This window comes from Pontiella sp. (assembly GCF_041622395.1).
Taxonomy (GTDB): domain Bacteria; phylum Verrucomicrobiota; class Kiritimatiellia; order Kiritimatiellales; family Pontiellaceae; genus Pontiella.
On the sequence record NZ_JBFJYW010000009.1, the window covers coordinates 1 to 25107 of the forward strand.

The 25107-nt window shown below is 60.1% G+C and carries 18 protein-coding genes; 2 read left to right on the top strand and 16 right to left on the bottom strand.

Annotation, left to right across the window (positions count from 1 at the left end):
* The coding region (locus ABYO54_RS01090; RefSeq protein WP_372806059.1) for a PAS domain S-box protein at window positions 1-1270 on the bottom strand (1270 nt) is incomplete at its 3' end.
* Window positions 1271-1453: 183 nt separating this feature from the next.
* Window positions 1454-1702, bottom strand: a complete 249-nt coding sequence (locus ABYO54_RS01095) for a NifU family protein (RefSeq protein WP_372806060.1) — start codon at window positions 1700-1702, stop codon at window positions 1454-1456.
* Between the two features lie 90 nt (window positions 1703-1792).
* On the opposite strand from ABYO54_RS01095, the gene ABYO54_RS01100 reads away from it, so the two are divergent.
* Window positions 1793-2695 carry a DUF368 domain-containing protein gene (locus tag ABYO54_RS01100; RefSeq protein ID WP_372806061.1) on the top strand — a complete coding sequence of 301 codons (903 nt, stop codon included), beginning with the start codon at window positions 1793-1795 and terminating at the stop codon, window positions 2693-2695.
* On the opposite strand, the gene ABYO54_RS01105 is transcribed toward ABYO54_RS01100, so the two are convergent.
* The 14 genes from ABYO54_RS01105 to ABYO54_RS01170 form a co-directional block, all read right to left on the bottom strand.
* Window positions 2692-3420 carry a glycosyltransferase family 2 protein gene (locus tag ABYO54_RS01105; RefSeq protein WP_372806063.1) on the bottom strand — a complete coding sequence of 243 codons (729 nt, stop codon included), beginning with the start codon at window positions 3418-3420 and terminating at the stop codon, window positions 2692-2694. The two genes, ABYO54_RS01100 and ABYO54_RS01105, sit on opposite strands and share 4 nt — an antisense overlap.
* Window positions 3421-3435: 15 nt before the next feature.
* Entirely contained in the window at window positions 3436-4314 is an 879-nt protein-coding gene (gene lipA, locus ABYO54_RS01110; RefSeq protein ID WP_372806065.1) for a lipoyl synthase, read from the bottom strand.
* A 43-nt stretch (window positions 4315-4357) separates the two neighbouring features.
* Complete coding sequence (locus ABYO54_RS01115) at window positions 4358-7009, bottom strand: valine--tRNA ligase (RefSeq protein ID WP_372806067.1); 2652 nt, start codon at window positions 7007-7009, stop codon at window positions 4358-4360.
* A gap of 128 nt (window positions 7010-7137) precedes the next feature.
* A complete protein-coding gene (locus ABYO54_RS01120; protein WP_372806069.1) occupies window positions 7138-8355 on the bottom strand; it encodes a hypothetical protein in 1218 nt (405 codons plus the stop codon).
* A 136-nt stretch (window positions 8356-8491) separates the two neighbouring features.
* Window positions 8492-10891: a TOTE conflict system archaeo-eukaryotic primase domain-containing protein gene (locus ABYO54_RS01125; RefSeq protein WP_372806071.1), complete on the bottom strand. Its 2400-nt coding sequence runs from the start codon at window positions 10889-10891 to the stop codon at window positions 8492-8494.
* A 34-nt stretch (window positions 10892-10925) separates the two neighbouring features.
* Complete coding sequence (locus tag ABYO54_RS01130; RefSeq protein WP_372806073.1) at window positions 10926-11654, bottom strand: PaaX family transcriptional regulator C-terminal domain-containing protein; 729 nt, start codon at window positions 11652-11654, stop codon at window positions 10926-10928.
* A 308-nt stretch (window positions 11655-11962) separates the two neighbouring features.
* On the bottom strand, window positions 11963-13549 hold the full coding sequence (cimA, locus tag ABYO54_RS01135) for a citramalate synthase (RefSeq protein ID WP_372806075.1): 1587 nt from the start codon (window positions 13547-13549) through the stop codon (window positions 11963-11965).
* Window positions 13550-13657: 108 nt separating this feature from the next.
* Window positions 13658-14863, bottom strand: a complete 1206-nt coding sequence (locus tag ABYO54_RS01140; protein WP_372806076.1) for a hypothetical protein — start codon at window positions 14861-14863, stop codon at window positions 13658-13660.
* Window positions 14860-15876, bottom strand: coding sequence for an HlyD family secretion protein (locus tag ABYO54_RS01145; protein WP_372806078.1), 1017 nt, complete (start codon window positions 15874-15876; stop codon window positions 14860-14862). Before ABYO54_RS01145 ends, ABYO54_RS01140 begins: the two co-directional genes overlap by 4 nt.
* Before the next feature lie 4 nt (window positions 15877-15880).
* Window positions 15881-16576, bottom strand: a complete 696-nt coding sequence (locus ABYO54_RS01150) for a DUF4956 domain-containing protein (protein ID WP_372806080.1) — start codon at window positions 16574-16576, stop codon at window positions 15881-15883.
* 13 nt (window positions 16577-16589) lie between these two features.
* Window positions 16590-17417 (bottom strand): VTC domain-containing protein, encoded by an 828-nt coding sequence (locus ABYO54_RS01155; protein WP_372806082.1) that lies wholly within the window; start codon window positions 17415-17417, stop codon window positions 16590-16592.
* Window positions 17418-17426: 9 nt separating this feature from the next.
* Window positions 17427-22340 (bottom strand): lamin tail domain-containing protein, encoded by a 4914-nt coding sequence (locus ABYO54_RS01160; RefSeq protein ID WP_372806084.1) that lies wholly within the window; start codon window positions 22338-22340, stop codon window positions 17427-17429.
* Between the two features lie 225 nt (window positions 22341-22565).
* Window positions 22566-23273, bottom strand: a complete 708-nt coding sequence (locus ABYO54_RS01165; protein ID WP_372806086.1) for a hypothetical protein — start codon at window positions 23271-23273, stop codon at window positions 22566-22568.
* Between the two features lie 160 nt (window positions 23274-23433).
* Window positions 23434-24831: an FAD-binding protein gene (locus ABYO54_RS01170; RefSeq protein WP_372806088.1), complete on the bottom strand. Its 1398-nt coding sequence runs from the start codon at window positions 24829-24831 to the stop codon at window positions 23434-23436.
* A 45-nt stretch (window positions 24832-24876) separates the two neighbouring features.
* Between ABYO54_RS01170 and ABYO54_RS01175 the strand changes: the two genes are divergently transcribed.
* Window positions 24877-25107, top strand: a 231-nt coding sequence (locus tag ABYO54_RS01175; protein WP_372806090.1) for a hypothetical protein, incomplete at its 3' end; no start/stop codon positions are given.

The window sequence follows — 25107 nt, forward strand, 5'->3', positions numbered from 1 at the left end:
CGGCCTTGACGATCTCCTTGAGATATCCGTAGACCTTGCTGTCTTCCTCGACGGAATTCATGCAGAGCGCGACATAGCCCAGAATGGCCGTGAGAATGTTGTTGAAGTCGTGCGAAACCCCGCCCGCCAACCCGCCGATGGCATTCATCTTCTGCTGTTGGCGCAGGTGCTTCTCGATCTCGCGCTCCTGGGTAATATCGCGGCTGATCGAGACATAGTTGACCAGCTTGCCCCCGTCGGAGCGGATCGGATAGATAACCGCCTCCTCGACATAGAGACTGCCGTCCTTCTTCTTGTTGGTGACCTCCCCGGCCCAGGTGTTCCCGGAGGAAATGGTTTCCCACAAGTTTTCAAAGAAGGCCTTTTCGTGCTTCCCGCTTTTGAGCACCCCGGGGTGCTGGCCAAGAACCTCGGCGGCGGCATATCCGGTATTCTTTTCAAACGCGGCGTTCACATAGAGAATCGTTCCATCCACCGCCGTAATCATGATCGACTCGGTCGATTGCTCCACGGCGACCGCGAGGCGCCGCATCTCCTGCTCCATCTCGATGCGCTTGGTCAAATCGCGGCTGATGCCGATCATCCCGGTGGAGCCGGCGGAGGATTCGAGATAGGGAATCTTGACGGTACTCAGGTAGACATCCGGCCCTTCGGCACTGGCGACCCAGCCTTCCGTCTCGATGGTTTCGCCGTTGGCCAGCACGCGCAGATCCTCCATGTGCGACCGCTGGGCCCGTTCGGGGGGGAGGATTTCGGCCGACGTGCGCGAACAGATGCGGTCGACATCGGTGCCGACGAATCGGGCATAGGCCGAATTGCAGCCGACGTAGAGTCCCCGGGAATCCTTCATGTAGATCGGGTCGGGAATCGAGTCGATCAGACAGTGCATCAGCGCCTGTTGCTCGACGAGGCGGCGCCCCACCTGGATGCGGGCGAGCAACTCGCCGCTGTCGAAGGGCTTCGTGATAAAATCGTCGGCCCCGGCGGCAAAGCCTTCGAGCACATCCTCCTTGTCGGACTTGGCCGTCAACAAAATCACATAGATCGGAATCGCCTTGTCGATCTGGCGGATATTGCGGCAGATCTCGATCCCGCTAAGCCCGGGCATCATCCAGTCGATCAATGCCAGCTTGGGCGGATCGTCCTGCCGGAGGACTTCCCAGGCGACGTCGCCGTTTTCGGCGGCAATCACGTCATAGCCGGCTTTCGTGAGGGTTTTCTTCAGCAACGTGCGGGAGAACGCATTGTCCTCGGCAATCAGAATTTTCATCAACAATCTCCAAAAAGAACCCCCGGCCCCCGGCAACATGGCGAACATCCAGCTCCACGTGAATGGATACTTGCAAATCGCCGATAGCGGTTCAATGGTTTTCAAGCATTTACACCGCACAAAAAAAACGCATCGCCAAGATGTGTTGCCGATGCGCCGTACCAGTCTATTAATCGCGTCGCGCTACATGTGGTCTGTATCGTCGATCACTTCCTTGACGGCCGGAACCCGTTCCTTCAACAAGGTTTCGATTCCGTTCTTCATGGTCATGCGGGCTCCGGGACATCCCCGGCATCCGCCTTCCAACTCCACAAACACCACGCCGTTTTCGACTTTCGTCACGACGGCTCCGCCGCCGTGCGAGGCCAGCGCCGGCGCGACTTCCTCGGCCATGATCACATTGACCGCATCCAAAATTTCCTGATCTGTCATGCTCGATTCCTTTCTTCGATGAAATTGACTTAACGAAGTTTAATCCCTACTACTTTCCACCGACTTTAACAAGCACAGGGGCGGCTTTTCATGATCGACTACATTTCCAACATCCTCAAGGGGGCGCTGATGGGCGCGGCCAACGTGATTCCCGGCGTCTCCGGCGGCACCATGGCGTTGCTCACGGGCATCTTCGAAAAGCTGATCGATACGATCAAATCCTTCGATGCCAAGGCGGTAAAGCTGGGTTGCACCTTCCAGTTCAAGGCGCTGTTCGAGCACATCGACGTCAAGTTCCTCTCCGCCATCGGCATCGGCGTCGTGGCCAGCATCCTGAGCGTCGCCAAGCTGCTCGAATACCTGTTCGAAAGCCACGCGCTCTACGTTTGGTCCTTTTTCTTCGGGTTGATTCTCGCCTCGGTATACTTCGTTGGCCTCAAGATCGGCAAGCGCAGCATATCGGTCGTTGCCCTCTTTCTGCTGGGCACCGCCGTGGCCGCCTCGCTCGCCTTCCTGGAACCCGCCGAGCAGAATTCATCCATCCCCTACCTGCTTGTTTGCGGAGCGGTGGCCATGTGCAGCATGATTTTGCCCGGCCTCTCCGGCTCCTATGTCCTGCTGCTGATGGGCAACTACCAGCTGGTCATGATCGATGCGATCAACCATTTCGATTTCAAGGTTCTGGTCCCCGTCGGCATCGGCGCGGCGGCGGGACTGGTCGCCTTTTCCCGCCTGCTCTCCTGGATCTTCAAGAAATTCCACGACCAAACCATTGCCCTGCTCACCGGATTCATCTTCGGCTCGCTGAGCATCCTCTGGCCGTGGAAGAGCGAAATCATCGAGACCTTCGGCGAGAAGGCCAAGGTGGTGGGATACGACTATGCCCTGCCCGAATTCAACGCCGAAACCGGAATGGCCATGGCCATCATGGTTGCCGGCATCGTCGTCATTGCCCTCGTCGAGACCTTGGCCGGGAGAATGAAGGCCGACTAATCGTCCGCCGTCTTCCGGTCGTTGCGCATCGCCAGCATGTGTTGCCGAACCACGCCGAACAACAGCCAGGCATCCCTGAGCGGGGCCACATGGCTGCGGTGTCCGCAGTTGTAGAGGGTCGAGACCCGGACCGAATCGATGCGGATATGCCGCATGGCCGCGCGGATCAGGACCTCGAACTCGAACGCAAACCGCGGCAGGTCGCTCATGACAAAGGGCAGCACATCGGTCCGGTAGAACCGATAGCCGCACGGCGGGTCGGCAACATAGATCTTCACCAGCCGATTGAGGATCCACGCCATCGAACGGTTCGTCCAGCGCCGGATACAGGGCATGCCGCCCACGTCCGCCATCCGGTTCCCGATCAGCACGGGAATGCGCGTGCGCTCGTAGGCGTCCAGAAAGCGGGGAATCTCCGAGGGATCGTGCTGCCCATCGCCATCGACCACGATCACCGCATCGAAGCCCTGCTCCCGGACATAGTTGAAACCGCGCTTTAGCGAAGCGCCCTTGCCGAGGTTTTCGTGGTTGCGCAACACATGCGCCCCGGCCTGCGCGGCCAGATCGGCCGTCCCGTCGATCGAGCCATCGTCGATCACGACCACCTCGGCGGGCGCCTGCAACCGACAGGCGCGCACCACCTCGGCGATTCGCTCGGATTCGTTGAATGCACAAATCAGCACGCAGAATGTTTCCACCTTCCCTGCGCCGGGGTCATTGGGCATCGAATCCATCCTCGATCAGACGGTTACCATCTTATCGGCCCGATAGGAGGACCGAACCAGCGGGCCGGAGGCGACCGCCTCGAACCCGATGGCATAGGCGGCGTCCTCGAAGTCGACGAACTCTTTCGGCGTCACAAAGCGTTTGGTATGCGCGTGGTCGCGCGTCGGCGCCATGTATTGCCCGATCGTCAGCAGGCGCACGCCGTGGTCATAAATATCCTGAAGACATTCCATGACCTCCTCGTTCGTCTCGCCGAGACCGAGCATGATCCCGGTTTTGACCTTGATCGAGCCGTCGCCATACTCCGCCGCATGCTGCAACGTCTTGAGCGAGCGCTCGTAGGTTGCGCCCGAGCGGATCGACCGCTGGAGCCGCTTGACGGTCTCGACGTTGTGGTTGAACACGATCGGCCCGGCATCGAGCACCTTGTAGAGCGGCTCCTTGCGCCCGAGGAAATCGGGGGTCAGCACTTCGACGGTCACGGCCGGCACGCGGTCCTTGATGGCCGTAATGGTCCGCGCAAAGATTTCCGCCCCGCCATCGGGCAAATCGTCGCGCGTGACGGAGGTGATCACCACATGCCGGAGCTTCAAGGTCTCGACCGCTTCGGCGACGCGCTCCGGCTCTTCCGTATCCAGCCCGACCGGTTTGCCCGTGGCAATCGAGCAGAACCGGCAGTCGCGCGTGCAAATGTTGCCGAGAATCATGATCGTTGCCGTGCCGTGGTTCCAGCACTCGTGGCGGTTCGGACACTTGGCGTCCTCGCAGACGGTATTTAGGCCGTTCTTTTTCAGGACCTCGTGCGTCTCCGCATATTCGCGGTCGGTTTGGATCGGGCGGCGCATCCATTCCGGAATGCGCCCGGGTCTTACTTCTTCGGTAGTTTCATTCATTCTTTTGTCTCCGGTTCCCCCCTGGACCACCCCAGACCCAAAACTAGCCCTGAAGCGTCTCGATCATCTTCTGGAGCTTCTCGCTCTTTTCAATCAGCTCTTCCTTGCGCTTCCGCTGGACATCGACGACGTCTTTCGGCGCTTTGTCGACGAAGTTCGGATTCTCGAGCTTTTTCGTGACGCCGGTCAGGAAGCCGTTCACTTCCGAGAGTTCCTTCGTCAGCTTTTCGATTTCCGCATCGACGTCGACCAGCCCCTCGATGGACATATAGATCGCGCCCAGCGAGCTGATGCCGCTCGGCATGGCGCCTTCGGGCACATAGTCGACATCGACATGGATCTGCTCGGCCTTCAGCGCGGCCATGATCGAAACCTTGTCTTCCTCGATCTGCGCGGCGACTTCCTGGTTCGCGGCGCGGACGCAAAACGTTGCGGTCTGCTTGTTGTTCAGGTTGTATTCCGCCCGCAAGATGCGGCCGACGCGGATCAGGTCATGCTTGCCGTCCACATATTTCACGATGGCGGAATCGATGCCTTCGGCCACGGGCTTTTCAGGCCACGGCGCAACCATGATGCTCTCGGCGTCGTCGTTGTAGCCCATGCCATGCCACAGCTCCTCGGTCTGGAACGGCATGAACGGATGCAGCAGGCGCAACGCGGTCGAGAAGGTGAAGTGCATCACTTGCAGCGTATGTTTTTTCTCTTCGGGCGTACCCTTGAAAAGGACCGGCTTGGCATATTCCAAGTACCAATCGCAGTAGCTGTGCCAGAAGAAATCATACAAGGCCATCGTCGCATCGTTGAACCGGTAGCGCTGGAGGTTGTCGTTCGTCGAAGCAATCGCCTCGTTGAGCTTGGCCAGCAAATGCTGGTCGTCCGGCGTCAGCTTGGCAACATCGAACGCCAGGTCCTTGACGTCGAATTCCTCGGAATGCATCTCCATGAAACGCGCGGCGTTCCAGATCTTCGTGCCGAAGTTGCGGCCGATCTCGAACTTTTCGTCGTTGATGTAGACGTCCTGGCCGGTCGCCGTGATCATCATCAGGGAGAAGCGCAGCGCATCGGAGCTGTACTTTTCGATGATATCGAGCGGATCGATGGAATTGCCGAGGCTCTTCGACATTTTGCGGCCCTGGTCGTCGCGCACGGTGCCGTGGATGTAGACCGTATCGAACGGGATGTTGTCCATGACTTCCATGCCGGACATGATCATGCGCGCCACCCAGAAAAAGATGATCTCGTTGCCGGTCACCAGCGTCTTGGACGGATAGTAGAAATTCAGGTCGTCGCTCTTCTCGGGCCAACCGAAAACGCTGAACGGCCAGAGCCACGAAGAGAACCACGTGTCGAGCACGTCCTCATCCTGCCGGAAGTTGCCGGTCGAGCAAACCGGACATTTTTCCGGCTCGGTCCGGGCGGCCCATTCATGGCCGCAGTCATCGCAGTAGAAGATCGGGATGCGGTGGCCCCACCAGATCTGGCGCGAAATGCACCAGTCGCGGATGTTTTCCATCCACCCCATATAGGTCTTGTTCCAGCGCTCCGGAACAAACTTGATGCGCCCGTCGCCGACCGCCTCGATCGCCGGGCGGGCCAACGACTTCATCCGCACGAACCACTGCGGCGAAAGGCGCGGCTCAACCACCGTGTCGCATCGGTAGCAATGGCCAACCGCATGCATGTGCTTTTCGACCTGTTCAACCAGACCGCCCGCCTTGAGGTCCTCCATCAACTGCGTGCGGCACTCGAAGCGGTCCATGCCTTCGTACGGCCCGGCCTCTTCGTTCATGATGCCCGTATCGGTCATGACGTTGATCTGCGCCAGATCATGGCGCAGGCCCATCTCGAAATCGTTCGGATCGTGCGCTGGGGTGATCTTGACGACCCCCGTGCCGAATTCCGGATCGACATAGTCGTCGGCAATGATCGGAATCTCGCGGTTGACGATCGGCAAGATGACGGTTTTGCCGACCAGATCCCGGTAGCGCTCGTCGCGCGGGTTGACCGCAACGGCGGTGTCGCCCAGCATCGTTTCCGGGCGGGTGGTGGCAACGACGAGCTTGCGCTTCACGCCCTTCACCGCATATTTCAAATGATAGAGCGCCCCTTCGACCTCGACGTGCTCGCTCTCCTCGTCGGAAAGGGCCGTTTGGCAGCGCGGGCACCAGTTGATGATGCGGTGGCCACGATAGATCATATCCTTGTCGTAGAGGCGGCAGAAGATTTCGCGCACGGCCTTGCTCAGCCCTTCGTCCATCGTGAAACGCTCGCGGTCCCAGTCGCACGAAGCACCCAGCTTTTTAAGCTGGTTGGAGATGGTGGAACCATATTCTTGCTTCCACTCCCAAACGCGTTCGAGGAACGCTTCGCGCCCGAGGTCGTCGCGGGTTTTGCCCTCTTTCTTCAGCGCGCGTTCAACCACGTTCTGCGTGGCGATGCCCGCGTGGTCGGTGCCCGGCACCCAAACGGTGTTCTTGCCCTGCATGCGGGCGACGCGGGTGAGCACATCCTGGATATTGTTGTTGAGTGCGTGCCCCATGTGGAGGATGCCCGTCACGTTCGGCGGGGGAATCACGATGCAGAACGGGTCGCCCCCATCCGCGCTATCGCCATGGAAGCGCTGGTCTTCCATCCATTGCCGGTACCACTTTTCCTCGACCTCTTTCGGATCATACTTCTGCGCTAATTTTGCCATAAATTTGTCCTATTTGTTCAAAAATCAAGGCGGAGAACTTACGAAACCCTCCCCATCGACGCAATCCTATTGCAAACACGATTCTCCCCCGTCATGTTAAATCCATCCGCACGATCGCGCAGCTGGATTTAACACGCGGATTCGGTTCCATCGGCGAGCAAACGGTCGATCTCCCGCTTCCACCGCTCAAGCCCGTCCATTTCCCGGTAGTCGTGGAAAATGCGAATGAAGTTTTCTTTGCGCTCTTCCATATATTCATTCCGCCCGGCCGCGTGGATATAATCGAGGTCGCGTTCGACCTGCCTAACCGCCCGCCCCAACTCATCTCGGTGCCCATCCCGATAGTAGGCAAGCGTTTTGAACCGCCAAATGTAGGTCGCGTCGGTGCCATCGAACGTTTCCCAAACAAAATAGGAGCCCGACTCTCCTGGAATGAAAAAGAGGAACGAAAACGGTTCCCGAACCAATCGCAGGCGCACCTGGGTCGCGTCGTGCAGTCCCGCAAGGTATTCGATGTGCGCCGAATGCCGGAAATCCTTCGCCCGGACAATATCGGCCACGAACTTCGCGTCCGATTCGCCGAATCCCGCCGCCGTCTTTCCGAAAAACCGCGAGGCCGTAACAATACGTCCCTTCCCTCCGCCCCACTTCCGCAGTTCGCCCTTAACAAAGCGATAGCGTACTTTTCCGATCAGCTCGCTTGAAATCGCGTCGAGCTTCGGTGCCGATGCCTTCTCGACCGACGCCGCCCCGTCGCGGATATGAACCGTTGCCGTGACGTCAATCAGACCGTTGATCGCGTTGGCAAGATAGGACTGGATGCAGTTGAGCTTCGGAGTAAAGAGGCTGTTCTTGATCCGAACGCAAAAACCGACCGACTCGCAGGAAGCCCGCAACGTACCGTTCCAATCGATCTCGGCGTAGCCCTCGCCAAAACGGAACCGATTGAGCGGAGCGGAAAACCCGACCTCCTCCCAAAACTCGCGCGGGGGTTCCGGGCGCGAGACGGGCCGGGGCTTCGGTGGAGGTTCCGGAATAGCGCGCCTGATCTTCACCCGCGCCAACTCCAGCACCTTGGGACAATCATAAAAGATCGATAATTCCCGGATCGCGGAAACATCCACATCCCTTCGGCTCCGCCGAAGATCCCTCGGCTTAAAATCCACCACTTCGCAATCCAGCACCCCCTCCGCAAACCGATGCACCCACAGCGTGATCCACGGGAAGCGGGAGGAATCGAACGACTCGACCCGGGCGGCGGAATCGTCGGGATGGTCGACCACGATCCGTTCGACGGGAACAGCCACATGGTCGCCGATAAAGAGTTCCCTCTCCCCAACCTGCACAACCCACTCCTGTCCCCGCTCAAGCATAGTTGGACTTTTACAAAAAAAACCGCCCGGCACAACCTGCCAAACACAAAACCAACCGCGTCACCACCTCCCTTATATTAAATCCAGCTGCACGATCGCGCAGCTGAATTTAACACAGCCCAGCCGAGTTCGTGGACGGGAGGGTGTAGCCGAGAGCATCATAGCCTTTCATCCGGCGATCGAACATGCGCGCGAGCATGGGGTTGCCTTGATCGACGTAGTCGTGGATGCGAACTTCGCGTTTGGCGTCGTGCAGACGGTGGAGCCGTCCGGCATATTGGGAGAGCACGCCGCTCCAGGAGACGGGCGAGGCGAGAAACAGGGTATCGAGCCGGGGATCATCGAAGCCTTCGCCGAGGTAGCGCCCGGTCGCGAGCACGGCGTGTGGCTGGTCTTTCCACGCCTCGAGCCGCTCCATGGTTTCGGCAAGTTTCTTTTTCCCGAGTCCGCCTTTGAAGACGACCAGCCGCCCGATGCGGGATTCCAGCAGCTCGCGGAGCGATTCGAGATGCGAAACGCGCTCCGTGAGTACGAGCGGGCTTCGTCCGGCTTGATAGGCCTCGGCGACGTCGGCGGCGATCCGCCCGTTGCGCGGTGCGGATTCGGCAAGCAGTCGATAAATCTCCGTGACGGAGCGTCCGGCCGCTTCAGAAAACTGCACGTCGCAGCATGGATGGATGATGATCTTGTGGTCGAACGGTCGTTGCCGCGCATGTTTCTTTTCGTGTGCCCGATAGCGCACCGGGCCGCACTGCATAAAGATGATCGGGTGGTGGCCATCGCGCCGCAACACGGTGGCGGAGAGCCCGGCGATGTATTTTGCGGTACAGGCGCGCAACACATCCTCAAAGCTCTTGGCAGAAACATGATGGCATTCATCCACAATGACGTGGCCATATTCGGCGACCAGATCGTCAACCACCCCTTTTTTGTTGAGGCTCTGGAGCACGGCCACATCGACCACTCCCGAGACCTTCCTCTTGCCACCGCCGACCCGCCCGATCTCTTTCGCTTCTATCCCAAGGAAAGTAGAGAGACGCTCCACCCATTGCTCCATGAGTTGCCGGCGATGAACCAAAACAAGAACATTGGTTTTTCGCTTTGCGATCAACCATGCGGCCAGCACGGTCTTGCCGAACGCGGTCGGGGCGGAGAGTACGCCGATATCGTGCTTCAACAACGCTTTGCCCGCCAGTAGTTGCTCCGGACGGAGCTCGCCATGAAACGAAACCTTCACGGAGCGCCCCATTGTCCGTTGGTCGGAAACGCGCACCTCGACACCGAGCGTCTCAAGTAACCCGACCAATTCCTCCCGGCAGCCGCGCGGCAAGCCGATGTATTCCGGGAACTCCTCGGCGCAGGCGATCACGCGGGGATTATTGAAAACAGGCATGCGCATCGCCTGGGCCTTATAGAATTCCGGATTGCGGAATGCGGCCAGGCGCAGGATTGCGTTGCGCAAGGATGGCGACAGCCCGGCTCTGGGAACGTAGACCAGATTGCCGAGCACAATCTCCACCGTTGCCGGATGCTCTCCGGTGATCACCGTTTTGCCTTGGCGTGACGGCGGCAACAACCACGGAACCTGCTCATCCTCCTCCGGCGCGGAACGGACCCCCAGAACAAGGTCGTCTCGCTCCGCTTCCTCCACCAACTCATCCACCCTGCCCCTCGGCATTTTCCGGACATTCGAAAGGAAATCCCACTGGTCGGCATAGGGACGGAATGCCCGGTCGACAAAAGCGCTGTTTCCCTTCTCCCGCGCGGCCTTCTGCAATGGCAATGCGATCAGGTTCCCGATCCCTCCCGACGGCAGGCGATCCTGATTCGGGAACAAGCGATCATACGAATCAAAGCCCAGCTCCGGGCGCTCGGTCATCGCCTTCGTCAGCAAGAACGAACCAAGCTTGCGGGCGATCCGCGCCGGAATTGGTTCCGCAAAGAACAACCAGACGTGCCCGCCGTTGCCCGAACGCGACCGCTCCAGATACGCATGGACGTCCAAACCGTCGCACGTGCCTAAAAATGCCAAAGCGTCGTTCTGCCAATCGGCCTTGTCGAAATCGACCGCAAGAAATGAGCAGGTCTCATCCTCAAGCAAGGGATAAACACCCATCACAAACGGCTTTCCCTGCGGATCTTCCCCTAAAAGGTGCCATCGAACCACCTCGTCCGAAACCGGGACGAATTCGCGATAATCGCATTTTACGCATTTCACCTTCGGCTTAAGGCAAATCCCCGCCCGCCATTCGTTGCGGCAGACGGGCTGGTAGCCGCTCCGCCCGCTCTTCCGACTCTCGAACCGCTTGGGAAAAACATCATCCCGCCCCGAGAACAGACTGCGGAAAAGACGGACTTTTTCCTCCGGCGAAAACCGGGATCGGCCAATGTCAGCTGCCTTTTCCACGGCATCCCGCAGCCGATCGATTTTCGCCGTCAACACGCCGCGCCGAGTATCCAGCATCCGCAATTCCCGCTGCAGCTCCTCCAACCGCTCCCGCTTGTTCACCCGCCCCTCCATATTAAATCCAGTTGCACGATCGTCACTCTGAATTTAACATCGACAGCTTCAACCGCAACTCGGCCATGAGCTGCCGATGAATTGTAAAGGCTTCCTTCCCCTTGTAGTCGCGCGGAAGCAAGGGGCTTGGCAGCAAAGGATCGTTGACGAACGCGCTTCTATAGGCATCGATCTCCTCCACTGCAAGACGCATCAGCGAATCGAGGTCGGGCACCACCGCACCGCGCAGAAGCGCGAGGTTTTCGCCATAGACTTCGCAAAATCGTTTCTGAAGATCGTACAACGCATCGAAATCCCACGACTCCCAAACGACCTTTTCCGCAGGCATCCCCAGCACCGTGCGGGCTTCGAAGAGGCAGGCGAACACATCGACCGCGGCGGCTTCCTGCAAATCCGCATATTCCGGACGAATATCGCGCGGCGTAATCCAAACGCTTTTCTGGAAACAGCCCAAGCGCTGCCTTTTGAGAAACTGGCGAAAGATGTTACGGTACGCACGATCGGCCTCCGGGATATCGTAGACCAAGATATACCAGATCCCGTTCCACTTGCGGCTCCACCAAACATCCGGGCGAAAATAGGCCTCCAGCGATTCCGCCCCCTCTTCGGAGAGCGTGAGTTTCGGGGTATCGAGTCCTTGCTCCTTAACGACCAATCCCTGCTTTGCCAAGCGCCCTACCGCCTGATAGTAGGCCGTGCGGTTTGGATAGGAATCGTTGCACAAAAAGGCGTGGACATGATGCACTGCCATATCGCCCATAAACTCCAGCAACTCCACCACCTCCCGCCCAATTCGCCGACGCACAACCGGGAGCGAAAGATCAGGATGGTGAAATGCTTTCCACATGGCTCCATGTTAAATCCAGCGGCACGATCGTCAACTTGGATTTAACATGAATTGGGACAGCTTTTTTTCCACACCGGAATGCGTTGCCCGAAACGGCAGCAAAGGCCCCGGCAGAAAAGGGAACGGACGCCCATCCATTCCTCATCGGTCCCGTATTAAATCCAGATGCACGATCGTGCGTCCGGATTTAATACAACAGAAGATGAAACAGGCTACTTTTCTTCGTCGAGGAAGAGTTTGTATTCAACACCGTCGACAAGGGCTTCCCACGAGGCTTCGATAATGTTCTCGGAAACCCCGACGGTTCCCCAGGTGGTTTCGCCGTCGGACGATTCGATCAGTACGCGGGTCTTGGCCGCGGTGGCCTCCTCGGGGTCGAGGATGCTCACGCGGTAGTCGGCCAAATAAACGCCGTCGATGCTCGGATAGAATTCGTGAAGCGCATTGCGCAGCGCCATGTTGAGCGCATCGACCGGGCCGTCGCCTTCGCCGACCGTAAAGGCCCGCTCGCCGTTGACATTGAGCTTGATCGTGGCCTCGGTCACGCAGGGCGCGTTTTTGCTTCTTTTCTCGACGATGACCCGGAAGCCTTCGAGCTCGAAAAAGCTCTTATGCTCCTTGAGCACCTTCTTGATGAGCATCTTGAAGGAGGCATCGGCCGCTTCGTAGACATAGCCGCCCTTTTCCATTTTTTCCATGGTCTGGAGAATTTCGCGCACTTCGGGCGATTTGCGGTCGATGTTGTCGAGCCCCATCTCGATCAGTTTTTCCATCACGTTGCTGGCGCCGGAAAGCTCGGAGATCAGGATGCGGCGGTCGTTGCCGACGGATTCCGGCGGCACATGCTCGAAGCTATGCGACACCTTGCGGACACCGTCGACGTGCATGCCCGCCTTGTGGGCAAAGGCGCTTTCGCCGACGAATGCGGCGCGTTTGTTGTCGCGCAGGTTCGCCTGCTCGTTGACGAATTGCGAAAGCTGCTTGAGGTTTTTCAGCTGCGCGGGATCGGCCAGACAGGTTTTATCGGTTTTCGTGATGATGTTCGCCACGACCGAAACCAGATTGCAGTTTCCGCAGCGCTCGCCGAAACCATTGATGGTGCCCTGCACCTGCATGGCGCCGGCCCGGACGGCTTCCATCGCGTTGGCGACGCCCGTCTCGGAATCGTTGTGCGTATGCACGCCGACCTTCACATCGAACGTTTCGCGGATGGTGGTGGTGATCTCGAAAACCTCGTGCGGGAGGCACCCGCCGTTGGTATCGCAGAGCACCAGCACATCGGCCCCGCCCTTGGCGGCGGCGGCCAAGGTCCGGAGGGCATATCCGGGATCATCCTTGTAGCCATCGAAAAAGTGTTCGGCGTCGTAGATCACTTCCTTGCCGTTTTGCTTCAGGAAGCGGCAGGTGTCCTCGATCATCGCCAGGTTTTCCTCGGGCGTCGTCTTCAGGACCTCGAGTACATGCAACAGCCAGGTTTTGCCGAAGATGGTGCAGACCTCGGTATCGGCCTCGAGCAACGCCAGCGAGCCCTTGTCTTCCTCGACCTTCACCCCCGCATGGCGGGTGCTGCCGAAGGCGGCGACCTTGGCATGCTTGAGGTTTTCCTTTTTGATGGCCCGGAAGAACTCCATGTCCTTCGGGTTCGAAGCCGCGTAGCCTCCTTCGATGTAGTCCACCCCGAACGAGTCGAGCATCTTGGCCACATGGATCTTGGCAACGGCCGAGAAGGTAACGCCTTCCGCCTGCGCGCCGTCGCGAAGCGTCGTGTCGTAAATATAAACTTTTTTATCCGCACTCATGGTCGATATACCCCGCCATTTAAAACGCGGAACATACCCCACCCCCCGAAGCCGAACCAAGCCCGAAGGGGGAATTTCTGAGTGCGGAATGGCGGCGCCGAACCGCGGCTATTCGCCGAGCGAACCGATTTCTTCGGCGAGGTCGACGGCGATGCGCTCGCGCTCGCCTTCGGCCTTGACCGCTTGCAGGGCGGAATCGAGCACCCGCTCGCGGATGGACATGAGGTCGCGTAGTTGCTCGAGCGGCAACTCTTCCATTTGCCCGAGATCGGCATCGAGTTGCCGCAGCAAGGGATCGACCATGCGACCGCGTCGGTCCATCTGTTCGTTCAAGGCGTCCGCCTCGTTGAGGAACACCTGCAAGCGCTCTTCCATGATACGGCGTTGCTGCGCCATGGCGGAAACCGCGAGGTTCCGCCGCTCGCGATACAAGGCGATGTCCGGATTCCGGCTGCCCCAAGGCAGGACGAACGATGCCGAGATGCCCCAGTTGCTCTTGTCGCCCCCCGTATAGTCCATGCTGTATTCGGGCTGGATGTATTTGAAGCGGAAGCCGTCCTCCGAGCGCGCCACCGCCTCGGCGGCGCCGAGCGCCTGCGCCTCGACATCCAACCGTTGGTAGTCGGCGCGGTTTTGCAGGGCATGCTTGACCAATTCCCCGAGCTCGAGCCGGGTCGGCAAAGCCAGGGCCGCGGTCTGCGAAAAGGCTTCGAGGTCGGCCGCGGGACCGAGGGCGAGCTGCAACCGGCGCTGGACGTCGATGTTCGCCATTTCCACCTTGTCGCGATCGTTCAGCAGGTCGAGATAAAGGCTGTAGAACTTGGCGCGATCGACCACGGAAAGCTGGTGCCGCTGCACGCCGAGGTCGGCCTTGCCCAGATAGGGTTCGAGGAAATCGAGCTCTTCGGCGTAGAGGGCCAGCTGTCTGCGATGCATGCGGTAGGAGCAGAAATCGCGGTAGACCGCCAGGAGGTCCTTCCATTCCAGGGCGGCGACGCGCAGCTGCTCCGACTCGGCAACGAGCGCGAGTTGCTCGCGCAGCAGGTTCTTGCTCCAGCGATCCGGCAGGTAGATGCGCAGCGCGACGCCGACATCGCTATCGGTCACCTGCGGGCGTAATTCGAGCCCATACTCCGAACGGCTCTTCGCCTGGGCGGCGGCTTGTTCGACCGCGGTCGATTCCGGCAGCAAGGCCCGCTCGGAACGCTCGCGGACGGGCTCCTTCAAGCTCCATTTGTCGAGGTCGTCCGCAACGGCGGGCAGCGCCAGCAAGAGACCGGACACATACGGCAACACGGTTTTCCAGCACATCACTTTTTCCCCATCCACTGGTCGATAATGGAAACGTCGGGCACAACGACCACCCGTTCGCCGGGCACGAGTTCCTCGCCCGGATCGAGCTCGATGACGATGCGGCGGCCCCGCAGGATCTGGTCGCCGAAGCCCGTAAAGACCGGGAGCTTGCGGATATCGGCGGTCACGGACTTAACCGTTCCCATGCAGATTTCGCGGTTGGTGGAAGCGATCACGCGGCACCGTTCGCCCTCGGCAATGTCGCCGCGTTTTTCCTCCGGCACGAAGGCGATGACGCGCGAGGTGGAAACGTTGCTGATGCGCAAGATCGGGTCGCCCGTCTCCACCACGTCGCCGGGTTGGTGCAGCACTTCGGCCACGACCCCGGCCGTGGTTGCCACCAGGCGGCGCTGGGCGGCCTGCAACTGCTGGAGCTCCTCGGAACCGAAGGATTCGATATCGCGCTGCGCCGCCTCCAGCCGCTTGCCGAGTTCCGCGATGATGTTGGGATAATGGGCCAGCACATCCTTGGTGGCCTGGATCTGCGGGCGGAGGTCCTCCATGTTTTGCTCCAGCAGCAGGTTCTTTTCACGCAGCTCCTGCGTTCGTTTCCAACGGCTTTCCAGGGCCTGGAGTTCGGCGGCGGTCTTGGCCTCTTCCAGCTTGAGGTTTTCCACGTCGTAGCGGAGCGCGTGCACCTTGTCGCGCGTCTTCATCAGCGAGGCCTGGTCCATGAGCATTTCGGTGGCCAGCGAGGCATTGTCGATTTCACCGATGAGCTGCCCGGCATGGACGGTATCGCCCATGGCGACCTGCAGGGATTTCAAGCGGCCGTCTTCGATCGGCGAGACATATTCGTAGGTGCGTTCGGCCACGCCGTGGAAGCGGATGCGGTTGCAGCCGCCCGGCAGCAGCACCACCACGGAGACCGCCGCGGCGATCCAGACGATCCACGGCCAGCCGCTGAACAGCTGGCGGAACACATGGCGGCGGCGGTGGCGCAGGGCGGGACGTTTGAATTCGTGCTTGGTCATCGGCTTACAGCTCCACGGTGGTGCGTTGCATAACGAGGTTGACTTCGGCAATGGCATCGAGCGCTTCGAGCTTCTTGACGAGGTCCACTTGGTAGGAGGGATCGATCAGCCGCACCTGGTAGGAATACTCCAGCAGATCGCCCTGCACGGCCTCGCGCATGGCGAGCAGCATGTAGGCCGAACAGCACTCGGCCAGCACGGCGTCCACATCGGTGCGGGCCGCATCGTTGTCGGCCTCGACCAGGAAGCGGAGCATGGCCTCGTAGCGGCGGCGGGTGGCGAACGGGGCCCAGTGCAGCAGGATGATCACCGAACCGAGCAACACGCATCCGGTTATGGCAACGGCGAACATGCCCGCCCCGCAGGCAATGCCCAGGCCGAGCGCCGCGAACAGGAACATCATATCGCGCGGATCGCGCACCACGGTGCGGAAGCGGATCAGCGAGAGGGCGCCGAGCACCCCCACCCCACGCGCAATGCTGTCGCCCATCGACATCATCACCATGCAGGTGATCATGCCGCCGAGGATCAGCGTGTGCACGAACGAGCGCGAATAGGAGAGCGACTGGAACGTCAGTTGATAGAGCTTCGCAATCACGGAGCAGAGCACGAAGCTCAGCAGCATGGCGGAGATCACATGTTGCAGGCTCAAGCTTTGCGAGCTGCCCGCGGCGGCTAATAAATCGGTAAATCCATCCATAACGTTCCTTTTCCTAGGTCAAAATAAATTCGTCGCTGAAGGGGGCCTCGCCCTTTCCGGTCAACATGTTTTCCATCCAGATGGCGGTTGAATATTTGCAGTTTCCGCAGCGCACCAGATCGAACATCTGCACCAGCTCCACCATCCAGGTCGGCACCTGCTCGGTGCATTTGACTTCCAGCACGAGCGACGATTCGCGGCGGTTGCGGACCAGCCCGCTGTCCATCGAGATGAAGCGGCCGTTGCCGCCCCAGTTGTACATGTCGAACACGGGCTGGTAGCACAGCTGCGAGTCGAAGGTGATGCGGGCATAGTGGTCGAAGATGCCGGTGAACGCTTCGCGGCAGTAGCGGATATAGACGAGCGGCTTGGCATCGATCTCGTTGGTCAGCCGCACGAACTCGCGAAACGCCTCGCGCTCCTTGACGGACTTGAGGTTGAGCTCGTCGACGTGCTTTTCCAAAACGCCGGGCTTCCACTCGGCGAAGGGAATGCAGGCGCGCGACTTGATGACCCGCTCGAAATATTTCCGTTTGATTTCCATGAAGACCGGGGCCTGGCCCGGGGGTTTGCCATAGGTGCGCACCCGTAGCTTGAAGCGATGCGCGGCCTCCCACTCCTTGGCGTAGTGCAACGACAAGGCCGCGTTGTCGAGCTGGAGGGTATTGATGTAGTACTGCCCTCCCGCCGCCGCGCAATGCTTGTCCATCACGCAGTACGGGCGGATGAAGTCCTTGATCGGCGCCACCAGCCGGCGCGGAATGATGTATTTCGCTTCGAAGCGGTCCAGCTCCGTCGAAAAATCCGCCCGCTCCGTTTTTTCCTTCTTAATCCCGACCATAGCCGCCACTCATTCGCCTGAAATATAGACCCGGTAATAGATGCACTCCACATCGTCGACTCCGGCGGTGAAGGTATTCAGCGGAGGCGTCGACGGGATGGACGTTTCGCAGGGGGCGAACCCGCCCGAAACCAGATTGGTGCTGAACCAGAGCGAGTAGGTCTTGCCCGTCGCGCTCGACCAGGTGAACACGCACGCATCGCCCACCGCCAAGGATTTGATTTCAAAGACGGACTCCGCGTCGGTCGGGTCGGTGCCCGCGACATATTCGGCATAGTTCGAGGCGCCATCCTCGTCCCAGTCGTCGTCCGCCCCGCCGTTTTCCGCAGCGGTGGAGCCGAAATAGGCGGTTTCCCAGCTGTCGGGCATGTCGTCGCCGTCGGCATCGACCGCGCCGGCATCAAGCGCAGTGCTTCCCGGCGAGGGGGATGCGTTTGCGGTCCAATTGGCCGCATCGTTCGGATAGAGCGCGGCATCGATCCGCTCGAGGGACGCCCCCAGCCCGTCGGCTGCGGTCGGCCACGGGGCCGCATCGTTGAATTCGATTCGCTCGACAAGGATGTAGGGGATCTCGCCGGTCAGCGCTTCCGGGTCGCCGGGCCGGGTCAGCTCGAGCTCCTCGCCATCGTTGTTGAGCTTGCCGTCGTAGGGTCCCAACACGGTCACGCTTTCATCGACCGAATAATAGGCGCGGAAGGTCGCCGCATCGGTTTCGGAAACGATCAGGCACTGCCCGGCCGCGAGCACGGTTCCTTCCGGGAAGGTGTATTCCACCGCCCCGTCGAGCTTCCAGGTGTTGGTGGGATAGGTTGCGTCATAGAGCGCGACAGCGGACGAGGTCCGGTTGAAGAGTTCGATGAACTCGAACGCGTTGCTGTCGGCCGGATGATACATGATTTCGGAGACGACCACGTCGCCGATCAGCGGATAGGCATTGGTTGCGCCGGAGGTCTGGGCGCTCTGCGCGGTGAAGTCCACCTCGCCGTCGCTCTTTACGTGGCGGCCAAACGTGACGTCGCGCTCGGCGGCGCCGAAGGACTCCTCGACCCGGTATCCCGTCAGCGCGCCGTCCTCGCCGGAGGAGAGGTAGATGCTCTCGCCCAATTCACTCAGCGCAAACCCGTTGGTCCGGGCGCTGGAATATCCGAAATGGGAGGCTTCGGTCAGCACCAGATAGCCGCCGGGGGCAATCGTGGATAAGCCGCTCAGCTCGACTTTTCCCCGTTCATCCTCGTCATCGCTCAAATACCACCCGTTGATATCGAGTGTATTGGTGGAAGCGTTGAAAAGCTCGATCCAGTCGCCGGGCGTGTCGTCGTCCTGATGGGTCAGCGCCTCGTTGATCAGCAGATCGCCGGTATTCAGGAACGCCTCCGGACCTTCGCCCGGCGTGCCGCCGGAGTATTTGCTGGCGCGCCACGACGAGCTGTCGCTCCACGTGTTGGTGGCCGCAGTCGGGTCGATCAGGGTCAGCGAAAAGCCTTCGCCATCGGTGGCCGCGTACCAATCTTCATACTCGAAATCGAGGATGGTTTTTCCGAGGCCGTCTTTCAGGACGATCTCTTCGCCGCCGTTGTCGAGCGATCCGTTCGGGATGAAGAACTTGCCGTGGTATTTGCCGGCAATGTTGATGGAGGCCCAGTTGGAATAGCGATTGGTGAAGGCATCGTAGTCGCCGACGAGAATGGCGTATTCACCGGGGGCCAACGTCGCGGTATCGCCGTCGGTGAAGTCGAACCGGATCCCTTCGGTGAATTCGGTGCCGGCCAGGCCAACGGTTTCCGAACCGGTGTTGAGCAGCTCGATGAATTCGGCCCCGGTATCGTCCGGGTGGTACATGATTTCGGTGACGCGCAGCGGCGATTCCTCGTTCAGCACGAAGGTCGCTTTGGTCAGGGCGCTCCATTCCCCGGAGCTGCTCAGGCAGCGGGCCTTGACCAGTGCCGAGCGGGTCAACGTGATCGCGGAGCCGTAGGTGGTTCCGGCAACCGCGCCGCCGACGGCGCGTGGGTCGGAGCCGTCGGTGGTATAGTAGATGGTTCCGCTGCCGGAGATGGAAAGCGAGAAGCCGGAATCGATGCTGCCGCCGTGCCGGCTGAATTCCGGCGCGTCGATTGAAGGATACCATCCCTTGGCGACGATCTGGGCGAACACGATATCGGTGCGTTGCGCCATGTAGGTATCGGTCAGCCAGTCGGCCCAGGTCAGCCAGTCGTCGTCGCGGGTGCGGGGCGAAGTGGAGGCACTGTCGCCCCAGCGGGCGGACTCGGCCACCACCGCCGCATAGATTTCGCCCTTGCGGACTTCCACGCGATTGGCCGTGGCCGTTGCGGTGAGTGCGCCGCCGTTGAAGAAATGTTCGTGCACGTGGTCGGCGAACGTCAGGGCATATTCCTCGTTGTTCATGAGCTTCAGGTTCAACCACCACGGCGTGAAATAATCCGCGTAGTTGAAAGCCGTGCCGAGCGTTTGGCTGAAGCGGTTGTGGCTGACGCCCATCGACACTTCGAGCGAGTGTTCGTTGTCGTGCGCCACGAACTTGAAGCCGTCCGGGGTTGCACGGTTATAAATCGCATTGAGGTTGCGCGGCATGCTGGCACTGTTGGGCGGGCCGATCGGCGAGTCGCGGTTGCCAGTGAAATAGATCATCAGCATGTAGTCGATGACGTTGTCGACATCCAGCAGTTTGGTGTAGGAGCCGTTGTCCGTTCCATCGGCATTCTTGCCCTGGACCGCGAAATAGGCGGAGTCGGAGCTGAAGCCCGAACTGGCGGCCGACCACAGGGAGTCGTAGGCATCGCGGGTGCCGTCGACGGCATACATGTCGCCGGTATCGGCGTCGGATTTCACGGCATCGAAGTCATCGTCGTCGTCGCCATAATAAGATTCTGCAAAGTCGGCATTGCAGCGCTCTTCGGTCTGGTAGAGCCCCCAGTACATGCCGTTGATGTAGAGGTGGTAGTATTCGCCGCGCGTGTAGGGCTTGCCCATGTCGCGGTGCGTGTCGCGGGTGAAGATGTCGTAGAGCCAGGTGGCGTACTGCGGCGTCATGAACGCCCACGAGAAGTTCTGGCCGGTGCGCAGATCCATGCGTTTGAAGCTGTCGGCCCCGTCCTCGCCGAAGAGCGGATAATTCAGGCGCGACGTACCATACTCGGAGCGGAAGAAAAAGCGGAAGGAGTGCTTGGGATTGCTGGAAGAGGAGCTCGACGCGCCGCGGATGCGGATGCCGCCGTTGATCTGGAACCCGTCCGCACCGTCGGGATTGATCAGTTCGATCGAGGTTTCGCGCTCCCAGTCGGCGCCGTTCTCTTCATCGTTTTCTTCCGACGCGTTCACATAGATGCCGATCGAGGAATCGAACAGGTTGTCGGGATCGGTGACGATCGAGATGGATGGGATCGCCGTGAGCGCGCCTTCGATCTGGCCGGAATACGTCGCGCTTTGGGTAATATCGGTATCCATGCCGTAGTCGAACGACTGGCCGTTGACCGAGCTGGCCGGGAAGTCCGGATCGAGCGAGCTGACGCCAGTTCCCTGCGCGATGATGTCGGAGAGGAAGAAGTAGGACTGGGTGTCGACATCGCTCGCCTGCCATCCGCTCTTGGTGGCGACCGCACGCAGCACGGTGGTTTTGCTGATCGTGATCGGGCCGGTGTAGCGCGTGCCGTTGTCTGCCGAAGGCGTGGTAGCATCGGTGGTGTAGTAGATTTCCGCGCCCTCGGTGTCGCAGGTGATTTGCACGTTGGTTGCTGCGGTAAAGAACCCGCGGTCGACGCTGAACTTGGTATCGTCGACATAGCCGAGAATGCCCTGCACGTTGTCGCCCCCGGGCGTCGGGGTCGTCAGGTATACCGCCGTATTGGTGTAGATTGGTCCTGCGGCCACACTGTTGAGCACCGGCATGATAAAGAAATCGGTCGAAGAGGAGGAGCTGCTGCCCGGCGGTCCCAAGGTGGAGGTGGTCAGATAGGCCAGCCCCTGGATGGCCAGCACGTTGTCGCCGCTCACCAGCAAATCCCCCGCATTCAGGATCGTGAAATCCTCATACGAGGTGCCGTCGTGCGCGGCGGTGGCCGAGGAGTTGTAGGTCGGCGAGGTCGGTGCATTGGCGGAGGCCACCTGCGTGCCGTTGATGTAGGCGACAAACCCGTCGTCATATTTCATCCGCAGCGCCAACTGCTCGATGCTTGAGGCGTCATCCACGGAAAAAACCATCCGGATATAGGCGGAATTGTAATAGGTGCTGGTGCTGACGAAGGGCGGCCGGGTCGAGGTGGTGGTAACGATCATCTTCGATTCCAGATCCAACCCGATATCGGCGCTGGAATAGGTCGACTCCTTGTCATAGCCCACGCCGGTTGTGCCGCTGGTCCCACCGGAAAAAGTAAAACTCGTCGAGGAGTTCCACGTCGAGCCCGGAGCCGAGGAGGTTCCGACATATGCCGTGGCATCCTCCCCTTCCGCGATCAGGCATGTCGTGTCGGAATCCTGGTTCAAGCCATACGAGACGTCATCGTCCTGCTCCGGATAATCCAAGAAGGAATAGGCAACCGTAACGCCGTCGTCTTGCGTCAGGATCACGTCTTCGCCGCCGGCGCTGAGCTTGAAGGTGGTATGGAGATAGCCGAGACTGTCCACATAGTCCGTCGTATCCTGCCCCGATGCAAACACCACGAGAAACTCGCCCGCGCCGATGCTCTTGGACGGGAACTGCCACTGGGTCAACTCATTGGCGTCATCGCTAAGATACCAGCCGGTCAAATCGACGCTACTGTCGCCCAGGTTGTACAGCTCGATCCAGTCGGAATAGTTGCCGTCGCCATCGGCCAGCGTTTCATCGTTGGCCGCCATGAACTCGCTGATCACCACTTGGCCGTCGCTTTTGCCGGCCGCCATCGTGAACACCAACGCCGCAACCACCCCGATTTTCCATCCCCCCCGAAAGGGGTTCCTCATCCCATCTCGCATCGTTCGCCATCCTTGTTTTATTAGAATCATGTCAGGAACCCTACCCCCGAAAAATGAAACGGCATTGGCCGAAACCATTAATTTTCTGTAATCTTTCGCAAGCCGGGGCGGGACGCCCGTCCAAAAGGCCGCATCTGCGGCCATTTTCCAAGTGGTTCACACGCCGTCCGCGCGCCATCACGGAAGCTCGATCAGCCGGGTCAGCTTGTCTCCGTCCGGCGTTTCCATGCTGGCGGTAATCACAATCAGGCTGGAGGAGAAATCGGCGTTGGCATCGGTCAGGACCACCGGCTCGGTCGCATACATCTTCCAGCCATTGGCTTCCAGCCGCGGCACCGGAATGGACCCATCGACGGCATACGAAACCGTGACCTCCCCTTCCGCCGCCGCCGGCGAGGGGTATTGCTGCGCGAAGGAAAGCGATTCGGAGGCGGAACACTTCTGTTTGTAGAGAATATGGTAGTTCAACGTGACGTTCTCCAGATCCACATCGCTCAGGTTATGGATCGTGACGTTGTATCGATAGGCGCAGGCATCGCAAACCATGTTCAACGCGTCGCCGTTCTCGCCCTTCCCCGCTTCCCCATGCAACACTCGGTCGGCGGTGAAGCGGGCGATGACGACAAACTGCGTCGGCGACATGAAGCGGTCGCACATCTCCCACTGCTTCAGATAATCCCGATCGTTTTCGGAGAATACGGCGATGCCGGCGGTGACGGTGGCACCGCCTTCGGCCAAAAGATCGACCTTGCCCACATGGCTATCGCAGTCGATCACGGCGGCATTGAAGGCCGAACCATCCTCCAAGGTGAACTGGCGCAACTCTTGAAATCCGAACGCGGTTGCGGCGGCCATCAGATACAACGGGGCAATCAGGGTTTTCATTTTACGGCTCCTTCCATTTCTTACGGTTCCCAATCGTTGCTGAGGAAACTACCGGTATTGGCCTTAAGGGGAGGTTAAGCCGGGCCGGGAAACAAAAAAAAATTCCAGCCATTGGGTTTCCCCAATGGCTGGAACGGGGGGTGTGGGGTGTTGCAAACCATTAAACCTTAATCGGGTGCTTGAGCAGTTCCATTTTGCCCTGCGCCCCCTGGCGGATCTTGATCCAGCAGAGCCAATCCTGATCGTTGCGTTCCGGATAGTCCTCGCGATAGTGGCTGCCGCGGCTTTCCGTGCGCATCAGCGACGTGCGCAGTTTCATCTCGGCGTTGAGCACCATGTTGGCCGTTTCGTGGCACTGTCTCAGTTCGTGGAGGTCGGCGGCCTTGAGCAGCGGAACCTGGTGATCGCGCAGATACTCGACGTAGGTCAGCGCGGCCAGAAGCCGTTGCTCGCTCTTCACGTAGAGGATGAAGTTCGGGATCATGATGCCCTGCAGGGTCTGGGTGACCCACTGCGCGGAAAAGCCGCTCTCCCGCAGATACGGCGCGTAGATATCGGACTTGATCGCCTTCAAGGAGGCGTCGCCGGCCTTGACCAGCTCCCGCCCCTTCGCATATTCGGCCGCCGTTTTACCGGCAAGCGCGCCCTGCGCCGCGGAGCCGGCCAGCGAGCCGCCGACCTGGGTGTAGATTCCGCCGGACTGCATGGAACCGAGCGCATCGCCCGCCGCATAGAGCCCCGGGATATTCGAGGAACATTTGTCGTCCTGCGGGAAAAGCCCTTCGCCCTTGTGCTGCGACATGCCGGCCGACACCCCGCCACTGGAAGCGCCCATCGGCGGACCGCCTTTGCCGCCGCCCGGGCCACCGCCGGGAGGACCACCGGGTCCCCCGCCGCTCTTTCCGCCAGCCAGTTTTTCGCCGCCGGGCGGAGGGCCGCGCCGGTCGCCGCCACCATGACCGCCGCCACCATGACCGCCTCCGGGCGGAGGCCCCATCATCATGCCGCCGGACGAGGGGCCGCTTTTTTCAACTTCGATGTTTTGTTCAACGCCGAGCATGCCGCGGATCTCCTCGGTGTTGGCCGAGGTGGTTTTCGGGATTCCTTCGAGGCCAAAGTTGGTCATGCCGTGTCCATCCACCCACTCCTTGCAGGTGATTTCGGCGCCGATGCGGTAGGCCATGGCGTCGCCGTCGCTGGTGAGCGATCCGATCTGCCACCCCGTCGGCTTGAAGCCACTCGCGCCGGTGCAGAGGACGACGCTCTTGGCATGGATGGCAATGGCCTCGTTCTTATCGATAAACAGCCCCATCGCCCCGACGACGCGGCCGTCTTCCTCGAGCAGATGGGTCAGCATGACGCGCTCGATGATGGGAATGTTGCGCTCCTTGAGCGGATGGTTCAGGGCCTTGACATAGGTGGCCTCCTTGAAAAATCCCCAGGCTTCAAGCTCGTCGACACAGGCGGCGGATTGATCGAGCACCAGCTCCGTGTAGACCGGATTGTTCATATATTCGGCGGCTTCGGCGGTTTTCTTGAGGTATTCCGCCTTCGACATGCCGTCTTTTTCATTGAACCGGAAGATGCCGCGTGCGAACGGGGTTTGCCCCGAACGGCCCACGGCGCCCTTGTCCACCAGCAGGACGACGGCGCCCTCGTCGTGCGCCTAGACGGCCGCGAAAACCCCAGCCATGCCGCCGCCCACGACGAGGACATCGGTCGTGACGTGGTTCAGTTTTCCTTCCACGGCTTTTTCCTTGGGCAAGCCGCCGGCGCCAGCTGGCATTGGCGGCCGCCCGCCGCCTTGGCGCGGGGCAGATTCGTTGCCGGGCGC